Annotated in this window: 9 protein-coding genes and 1 pseudogene; all 10 read left to right on the top strand. The window is 35.6% G+C overall.

Annotated elements, in window-relative coordinates:
* Positions 1–294, top strand: a pseudogene (locus tag CO726_RS29670) (hypothetical protein); the annotation flags it as partial.
* Positions 295–407: 113 nt separating this feature from the next.
* The gene (locus CO726_RS29675) at positions 408–2183 is read left to right on the top strand and encodes an LPD1 domain-containing protein (RefSeq protein WP_099686684.1); all 1776 of its coding nucleotides are present in this window, start codon (positions 408–410) and stop codon (positions 2181–2183) included.
* Positions 2173–3486 carry a DUF3854 domain-containing protein gene (locus CO726_RS29680; RefSeq protein WP_099686685.1) on the top strand — a complete coding sequence of 438 codons (1314 nt, stop codon included), beginning with the start codon at positions 2173–2175 and terminating at the stop codon, positions 3484–3486. The genes CO726_RS29675 and CO726_RS29680 overlap by 11 nt, the downstream gene beginning before the upstream one ends.
* 130 nt (positions 3487–3616) lie before the next feature.
* Positions 3617–4513 (top strand): Rpn family recombination-promoting nuclease/putative transposase, encoded by an 897-nt coding sequence (locus CO726_RS29685; RefSeq protein ID WP_099686686.1) that lies wholly within the window; start codon positions 3617–3619, stop codon positions 4511–4513.
* Between the two features lie 24 nt (positions 4514–4537).
* The gene (locus CO726_RS29690) at positions 4538–4804 is read left to right on the top strand and encodes an Rpn family recombination-promoting nuclease/putative transposase (RefSeq protein WP_099686687.1); all 267 of its coding nucleotides are present in this window, start codon (positions 4538–4540) and stop codon (positions 4802–4804) included.
* 383 nt (positions 4805–5187) lie between these two features.
* Positions 5188–5376, top strand: coding sequence for a hypothetical protein (locus CO726_RS29695; protein ID WP_099686688.1), 189 nt, complete (start codon positions 5188–5190; stop codon positions 5374–5376).
* A 150-nt stretch (positions 5377–5526) separates the two neighbouring features.
* Entirely contained in the window at positions 5527–5946 is a 420-nt protein-coding gene (locus CO726_RS29700) for a hypothetical protein (protein ID WP_099686689.1), read from the top strand.
* 66 nt (positions 5947–6012) lie between these two features.
* The gene (locus tag CO726_RS29705) at positions 6013–6363 is read left to right on the top strand and encodes a PrgI family protein (RefSeq protein ID WP_099686690.1); all 351 of its coding nucleotides are present in this window, start codon (positions 6013–6015) and stop codon (positions 6361–6363) included.
* A complete protein-coding gene (locus tag CO726_RS29710) occupies positions 6364–7278 on the top strand; it encodes a hypothetical protein (RefSeq protein WP_099686691.1) in 915 nt (304 codons plus the stop codon).
* A gap of 65 nt (positions 7279–7343) precedes the next feature.
* Positions 7344–9169 (top strand): VirB4 family type IV secretion system protein (locus CO726_RS29715; protein ID WP_425427830.1); only part of this gene is annotated, 1826 nt, incomplete at its 3' end.

The following is a 9169-nucleotide window of genomic DNA, read 5'->3' on the forward strand; positions in this document are numbered from 1 at the left end:
AGTTTTCGCTTTACTGCTATCCGTGGTTTTTTAGATGTAGAGGGATATTCGCTTAAGCAATGGAAACCGATTCTGCGTAGCCATCATGTAAAGGCTTCAGATGGAGATTGTATTTATAAGAAAGATGATCTTACTATGCTTGTACATTATCATGGATGCTTAGAAGTGGTTAAGCGTGCGGAAAAAGGCGAACAATTAAAAAAAGTAAACTTTCTAAAGGTAGATAGCTGGTTACAAGCACTCAACCCGACAAAAGAGGATTTATTCTCTTTAACAGGTGTGAGTGTATCGTAATGAGTGGTTTACAGAACCATATGGAAGTATACAGACAGAGGGAATGACAGAAATCCGTAGTGAAAAATGACTATGAATTTCTGTCTTTTTATTTTATTAAGGAGGATTTTAGCATGAATTTATTTGAACTGTTTGATTTAAAGGTAGGAGAAGACATATTGGTACAAGATGTGAGAACAGATAAACAAGTTCGAAATCGATACAGTTATGATGTTGGGGAGAAATTAGTGGGAGCGAAGAAAGAGATACGGGCCTTAAAAGAATCATTTTTAGTATCATTTTCCTTAGAAATTTTAGCTGAAATTGAAAAAGAATCTCCAGTAGAGGCGTTAAATGCATTAGATCGGAATACATTGATTCCCTTTTCTTTTGAACTAGAAAAAGAAAATGATATCCCGCCACGTGTTGCAAAGTTAAAGCAACTACTAGTAGGCAGGATAAATAAGAAACCAATTGTAGATACACCGACTGCAAGGAAACTATATGTGCAAGCATGTAGAAGAATATGGCATGATATACAGTCGGTACATACCTCAGAACAATGGGTAGATCTTGTTGTCTCTTATGGTATGGAAATGAGCAATGGTTGGTCTGCATTTAGAAAAAATAAGAATTTGACATTCACATTTAAAAGAATGGTAGAGGAATATTTTGATGAGTTTGTTGAGGCAAATGGTATGGAGTTATTAATATTAGGAAAGAAATTCATATCACTTTGTACAAATTCAAAAAGTGTTAATTCTACGTACCTTCGTGTATCACATGAACTAACATGGAATGATTTACTTACAAAAAAGGTTACGACTCGTAAGAAATCTGCAGCTGCTTGGAGTAGGAAACTGCCAGATACTCTCCAGAGAAAAGGACCAAGAGTAGAACTTGCTACCAAACCTGAAGACGTAGTTGCTATGTTTGGATTGAAGGGAATGCAATTTGGACATTATTGCACCGAACAATATGCAAAAGAACATATTGGGCATGTATCTAAAGCGTTACATGATGTAGCTCGTATATTGGGGATTCCACCTGAATATATAGGGTTAGGAGGGCGCTTAGGACTTGCGATTGGTGCGAGAGGAAGTGGTAATGCATTAGCACATTATGAACCTTCTACCAAAGTAATTAATTTAACTCGTGATAATGGAGTTGGGGCATTATGTCATGAATGGGGCCATGCATTGGATCATTTCTTATATGATTGTAGTCATGATTTTCAAAATGGTAGCCTTGCTTTCTTATCAAGTGAGAAGAGTATCGGGAATATCTTGCCTGCTATTATTAAGGAAAAGATGCAAGCAGTGCTAGATGATTGTAAACAAGGAAAAGTGGCCAGAGTAATTAATGTGGAAAATGCTTATGATAGAAAGTGGTATTTCTATGGTAGTGTCATCAATAGTTATGATGTATGTAAGGGAAATGTGTCAGGTATTCTAGAATCATATCACTTAAGTTCGTACAAAAAGCTGGATACCTTATCAGGAGCAGCTAAGACGCGTATGGAACGTAAGGTTGAAAAAGAATTTGAGAAAACCGCAAAAATGTTGGCTGCTTATCACTATAAAAAAACAGGCGAGAAACTTAATGAAATATCGTATCAAGCGAAAGGGTCTGTATACTTTGATACAGCCATTCAGTTAGATAAGAAGAGAACCAAAAAGTATTGGTCTACGAATCATGAGATGTTTGCTAGAGCATTTGAAGCATATGTAGAATCAGCTTTGCTAGATCAAGAACATAGAAATGATTATTTAGTTTGTGATACATATTCTTTTGTATATCCGTTAGGAGAACAAAGAGAATATCTGAATAGGAGTATAAAGAGTTTAATGGAAGTAGCAATTCCATATATAATAAACAGTATACAAGGAGTGGGGAATAATGAATTATAACATTCAAAAAGGTCAATTTCGTTTAACGAGTGCTTATCCAAGAGGTAGCTGGTGGGAATTTTACCGTGTCACGTGTCCGATTTGTCATGATACAGGTAATTGCATGCTGCATGTTTCGCAAGAGAAGGTAGCATGTACACGTGTAGAAAGTAAATGGATTTATGGGAAAAACACGGGCAACCCAAGCTACATTCACTACATAAATGGAAAAGATAAGTATCAATTGCCTGAGGCGGATGAAGTTCAGATTCATGATAAGAAAAGCAATGAGGAATTAGATGTGTTTAATCGGAAATTAATGGATTTCATACCATTGCAGGAGCATCATCATACACATTTATTACGAGATAGAAAAATGAGCGAGGAACAAATACAAGTACGTCAATATCGATCTTTCTTAAAACAACAAATTGTGTTAGAGAAGGATAATACGTATACGACTGTTTGGGAACAGCTATTTAAACAGATGGGGAATAAAAACTGTTGGCAGGGGGTTCCGGGCTTTTATGAGATGAGGAAGGGTCAACTTTCTCTTCGTTTGATGTCAGGATCTCCTGGTATATTGATCCCTTTTCGAAACCAGTACAATCAAATTGTTGGATGGCAGGTTCGTGTGGATGAAGTGAAAAACTCCCTTCATGTGAAATCGGCATCTCCTGGAGTTCAAGCGGAATTAATCGAGCAGCCTAATGTTGTAAAGATAACTAAAGATGGTGATTGTATCTTTGAAGGCGAACTAGAAGTGAGCAAAAAGATAGAGATTCCATTTCAAGAGGGACAAATTGTTGTAAAGATCCATAAAGGGCAAAAATATCTATGGCTCTCATCAGCAAACAAAAATCAAGGGACTGGTGCAGGTGGTAGTGAAAATCCACTTCCTGTACATGTAGCGGTACCAAGTTCTCATTTAAAACATTGGAATTCTGGTACATTGCATCAAACGAAATCAGTAATGATCACAGAAGGACCTATGAAAGCCGATTTGATTGCTGATTTGATTCCAGAGCGATTTAATAAAGAGGAGATTTCTGAAATAGGAACAACGGTGCTTGCGATTCCTGGTGTAAATGCTTGGCGAATTGCTATGCCTGTATTAAAGGATATGGGTGTAGAAAAAGTCTATTTAGCGTTTGATGCTGATTTAGTAGAGAATAAGAAAGTAAGGAAAGCTCTTATAGACTTTGCGACAGAGTTAAAGCGAGTGGGTTATAACGTAATTATTGCAGCATGGAATCCAGCACAAGGTAAGGGGCTGGATGATACAATGCAAGCGGGATTTAAACCTGTATTTCAGAGATTGTGAAAGTCATAAAGTAGGTTGATATTTTAATAAATAGGTAGATTGAAAAAGATAGAGTTTTAAATTCTATCTTTTTCTTATATCCAATTACTACAGAGGATTTAAATTAACTAAAAGAAGGGTAGAAGAGAATATGAATACATCTATGAAAAAAAATCTAGTAAATTTACGAGTTGATTATGCTTTTAAGCGTTTGTTTGGAGTAGAGGGAAATGAAGATATATTAATTGGGTTTCTTAACGCGGTACTACAATCATCTATTGATGAAGAAATTACATCTTTGCACTTAGATGATCCGCATCTTCCAAGAGAGCAGAAGAATGATAAATTGTCTATTTTAGATTTGCGAGCGACACTAAATAGTGGTATAAAAATTAATATAGAGATTCAAGTTCGAGACAAAAAAGATATGATAGAGCGTTCTTTGTTCTACTGGTCAGGCATGTATTATTCCCAAATGACTCAAGGGATGAAGTACACGGAATTAAGACCAACCATTTGTATTAATATAGTAGATTTCATTCTGTTTCCAGAAGAGCAGGAGTTTCATAATGTTAATACAGTGATGAACAAAAAATCTAAGCGAATCATTACCGAAAATATGCAGTTGCATTTTCTTGAAATTCCAAAAGTAATTCAAGAATGGCAAGGAGAACGAATGAATCCATGGGAAGATTCTTTAGCGCGTTGGCTATTATTATTTCCTGCATATGAAGATGAGAAATTAACAACAATCCTGGAGGGAATCGCGATGGAAAAAGATCCAGTTTTGAAAAGGGCAATGGAAGATTGGGAGCGTCTAAGTAGCGATAAGGATTTCTTACGCTTATATGAGGCGAGAGAAAAGGCAATAAAAGACAGAATATCTGAAATAGAAACGGCAGAGGAAAAAGCCACAGAAGAAGCTAGAATTGCAACTAAGATAGAGATGATTCACAATTTAATTAATGTCGGTGTTCCTATAGAGAAAGTAGCGGAAGCCACTGAATTAAGTGTGGAAGAGGTTAATGAGATTCTACAAAATAAGTAGTACTGTGAGGAATATGAGAAGGTAATGGAAAAAGAAGCTATTTTTAAACAAGAAATAGAGGATTGGGAGCGTTTAAGAAGTAACAAAGATTTCCAACGTTATTACGAGGCAAGGGAAAAGGAAATAAAAGACAGGATATCAGAAATAGAAACAGCAGAAGAGAAAGGTGCAAAAGAAGCCAAAATACAACTAATTCAAAACATGATTAAAGTAGGGTTACCTATAGAGAAGGTTGCAGAAGCTGCTGAATTAAGTATTGAAGAGGTTACTGTGATTTTAAAAAGTAAATAACTAATGATGAAATAAAAACAGATAATTACGTTTATATAGTAATTATCTGTTTTTATTTATAATACTATTAATAGGTGAAGATTATAATTTTACTTTTACTTATTATCATACTTCTTCCCAATCTAATATTTCTTCTATAGAATATTTAGTATTTAATAATACTGACAATTATATTGCTAAATTAAGGAAAATAGTGTGTCATTATATTTCATTGTAATTTTGTATACATGGTATAGTGATTATTAATTTTCTAAATGAAAAGTGGTAAATGTGTAATATAACCGCAGACTAATTAAGGTATATTACCCCCAAATCCAATAAATAATTGTGTAATTTCTATATAGATATATGATTTGTTATACTGCAGTAAAATGGAGGTTATTATGCAAAAGAAAAAAGAAGCATACTATGTACATGTGTATACACTTAGAGACAAAAGTACAAAAGCAATAAAAATAGAACCATGGCGCTCATTGAAAGAGGAAATGAATGTTTTAGGTCTTACGGACAGTGATATTTTTCAAATTCAAATGGTATGGTACGATCCAAATCAAGAGGTTAAAAAGAAATAAAAGAAAAATAGAACACGAAATGTCATTTTTCTTTTTTAGGTGTAAATAAGGGCTTGTATTTTTAAAATCGTATTGCTATAATATAAACGTAATAAGATTTTACAATAAAATAAAAAATTAATCAGTTCGCATATAAGAGAAGACCTCAATATGCGCCATGTCCTTAGGGGACGTGTGCGTGTATTGGGGTCTTTTTGCGTTTTGCGAGCAAAAACACCCGGAGGTGCAGGAATTATGTTGAATTGGTTGTCTGCAAAGCTTATGACAACATCGGTAGGAGATTTTCTACTGGCAAAAAGTAGTTTTGAGACTGGTCTTAAAGGGCACACCACTAGTACGAGTGCTGAAACTGTACAAAAAAGCATGAATACCCTTGTAACAACACTAATTGGTTTTGGGGGGATTTGGGTAGTAGCTTGCATTGTATTTGCAGCTCTTAAATTATCTGGTGCACAAGGGAAAAACCCTGAAAACCGTACACAAGCCATGGTTGGTTTAGCTTGTGCGGCAATTGGAGGCTTTGTCATGATCAAAGCATACGACATCGCTTCTTGGGTTACACAAATTTAACATAAGAGTTTGTAAAAGCTCTCCTCTATTTGGGGAGAGCTTCTCTTATACAAGGGAGGAAACAAAATGAGAAAAGTAACCGTTCCTGTTGATATGACTTCGGAACAAAAAACGCTGTTAGGTGTGCTGAGCAAACGTCAATTGATTTATCTATTAGGTGGAGGAGCATCCCTTTATTTATATGTGCCATTCTTATGGCGGCTATTTGCACCTTTTAATGGGGCAGTAGCATTTTTTATTTGCTTAATTTTAGCAATACCAACAGTAGTAGTTGTAATAACGTTTGCTTTTATTTATAAAGAAAAACAACACATGTATTTAGATAAATTTTTACTTATCAAAATGCGTAGCCGTTCTGAAAAAGGCAAGTGGAGAAAAGGGTACGAGCCAATTACATGGGTAAAGGAGAATGTATAGATGTTAGAAATGATATATTTCGCGGTGGTAGCCATTGTAGGGTTTTTCTTTTATCGGAAAATGAATGGAAAACCGCTATTTGGTTTTAAGAAAAAGGGGAAAAGTCAGGGTGGGGTAGAGAAACGTACTGCTGAAAAAAATGGAAAGAAAAATAAAAAGAATACGCCTGCTACAGAGGAAATTGATGAGGATAATGTGGATTTCTTTAGTGCTTTTGTAGAAGACATTAAGGAAGTTGAAAATCATATGATTCGTTATCATGATGACACGTTTGTCCTAATCGCGGAGGCACACCCAGTAAACTATTACCTACTTTCCAATGCGGAACAAGAAGCGATTGATATCAAAATTGAATCATGGTTAACCACATTAGAGTTTAATACGAAGGTATATATCCAAAGTAAGTTTGTAGATTTAACAGATCCTGTACGAAAAATGACAGAAACAATGAAAGGTGCGAAGGACCTTACACCAGAGACAGTACTTTATGGGCAAGAAGTTATCGACAACTTAGAGTACTGGCAACGTTCGCAGCCTCGATATGAACAAAAGCGATATTTAATTTATCCATACAAAGTGGATATTAGCACGATTACAGCTGATACAGAGGATGAATTGGAAGAAAAGATTGTAGATAAAGCGTTTAACGAATTATATCGTCGCTATAATGCTTCCCGAAATCTACTATCGAAAGCAAAAATTAGTGTAGAAATGTTAACGAAAGATAAATTAATAGAACTCTTATACGTAGCGTTTAACCGTCGTAAAGCGGTGAAAGCACGTTTCCAAGATTTAATTGAAAATGAGAACTTCTCGCTGTATTCAACAGGTGAAACAAATGAGAGAAAACTAGAGTTAATGAAGAAAGTTCTAGCGGAAGAAAAAGCTGAAAAATCAAATAACGGGGTGGCGTAAACATGAAGTTATTCGGAAAAAAGAAAAAGGAAAAGAAAAAAATAGAAGCAGAAGAAAAGGATGAGTTGGAACTAGAGGAGGAAGAGTTGGAAGATGAGGAAATACCGACACAATTAGACAATCAAACAACTGTGTTTGATGTCATCGCTCCAGAAGGAATGAAAATTGACGCAGAAGATTATGGTGTCATTAAACAATCCTTAGGAAGTAATACGTTCTTCCGTCCGTTTTATATTCCACGTGATGGGTACCCACGTATGATGCAAACCAATTGGCTCAACATGTTAACTTCAGCTGGGGAAGTGGATGTCATGATCGATATTCATAAAGAGCCAAAAGCTAAGGCAATGCGCTCATTAGATATGCAGCTTACTATGCTACGTTCAAATCTTTCTTTCCAACGTACACGAGGAAACATTGACCAAGAAAAAGACTTAGATGCAAAAATTCAAGATACAAACAATTTAATGGATGAAATTCAATTCAATGAAAATGACTCCTATATGGTAAGTACGATGGCGGTTGCGTATGCTGACTCAAAGAAAGAATTAGACGTTTTATGTGAGTATATTGAAGATGAAATGCAAGCATCTCACTTTAAAATAGCGAGTACTTGGAATCGTGTGAAGAGTGGCTTGAAAGCGGTTATGCCACTAGGTGCACCAAATACTCTGCAAGATACCTATCGAAATATCGATAGACGTGCTCTATGTACATTTGCTCCCTTTGTATCAGGATCCGGAAGATTTAATGGTGGTATACCAATAGGAAAGAACAAAATTACTGGACAAGTAGAATTTTTAAATTCATTTGGTAACGCAGATTATCGTCCGCCAAACTATAACATTGGTGTGACAGGGATTTCAGGATCCGGGAAAAGTTTACTTTTAAAAATGAAGCTAGCTCGTGAAACATCACTTGCAGATACGCATGCAATGATTATCGATCCAGAAGGTGAATTCGTAAAAATTACAAAACGTTTAGGTGGTATTAATTTAAATATTTCACCTGAAAGTAATATCATTATCAATCCTTGTGCAATTGCAGTAACAGAACTTCAGATTACGGATAAAGATGAAGAGCTAGAAGCGCTTGAACAATATGATAAGAAAGAACTCGTAGAGCGTGATGGCGTCAAGTATGTAAGATTTGTACCTATTTTAGAGAAAATCAATGAAATACTAGGATTCTTTGACATTATTATTCGCGGACAAGATTTTGATCAACCCGGATTAAATGTATTCCAGCGCACAATGTTAGAAGATGCGATTCGTGAAGTGTTTGATAAGCATGGTATTACCTCACATCCATCATCCTTATATACAGATGAAGTGAAGAAGGTGGATGGACAATTAATTCAGTCTCAAGTGAGGAAGCCAGAGCCGGAGTTAAAAGAAATCTACGATGTCATAGTAGAACATCATGGAGACGATGTGAAAGCGGAAGAGTTAATTGCCGCGATTCGTCCGTTTTTACGTGATGGTTCAAAACCATTATTTGATGGACAAAGTCATTTTGGACGTGGTGTAGAAACACAGTTAAATGAATCGCGTGTTGTTAACTTTAATATTAGTCATTTAGAAGAGGGATTCTTAAAGCCAATCGCCTTCCACGTTATCCTGAACTATATTTGGGAGCATTGGATTAAGAGTCCAGAACACGCTATCAAACGAAAAGTACTGTATGTAGATGAGATGTGGCAGTTTATCGATTATGAACAAACAGTTAACTTCTTAGAAAAGGTAGCGCGTCGTTCACGTAAAAGAAATGCGGGAATGTGTTGGGCAAGTCAGGACTTTGTTCGTATTTTAGAAAATGTAAAAGCTCGTGGTATCTTGCAATCTACTTTCTCTTATTTCTTCTTAGAGCAAAATAAGATTGATAAGAAAAA

Origin of the sequence: Bacillus fungorum, assembly GCF_002746455.1 — a bacterium.
Classification (GTDB): Bacteria; Bacillota; Bacilli; order Bacillales; family Bacillaceae_G; genus Bacillus_A; species Bacillus_A fungorum.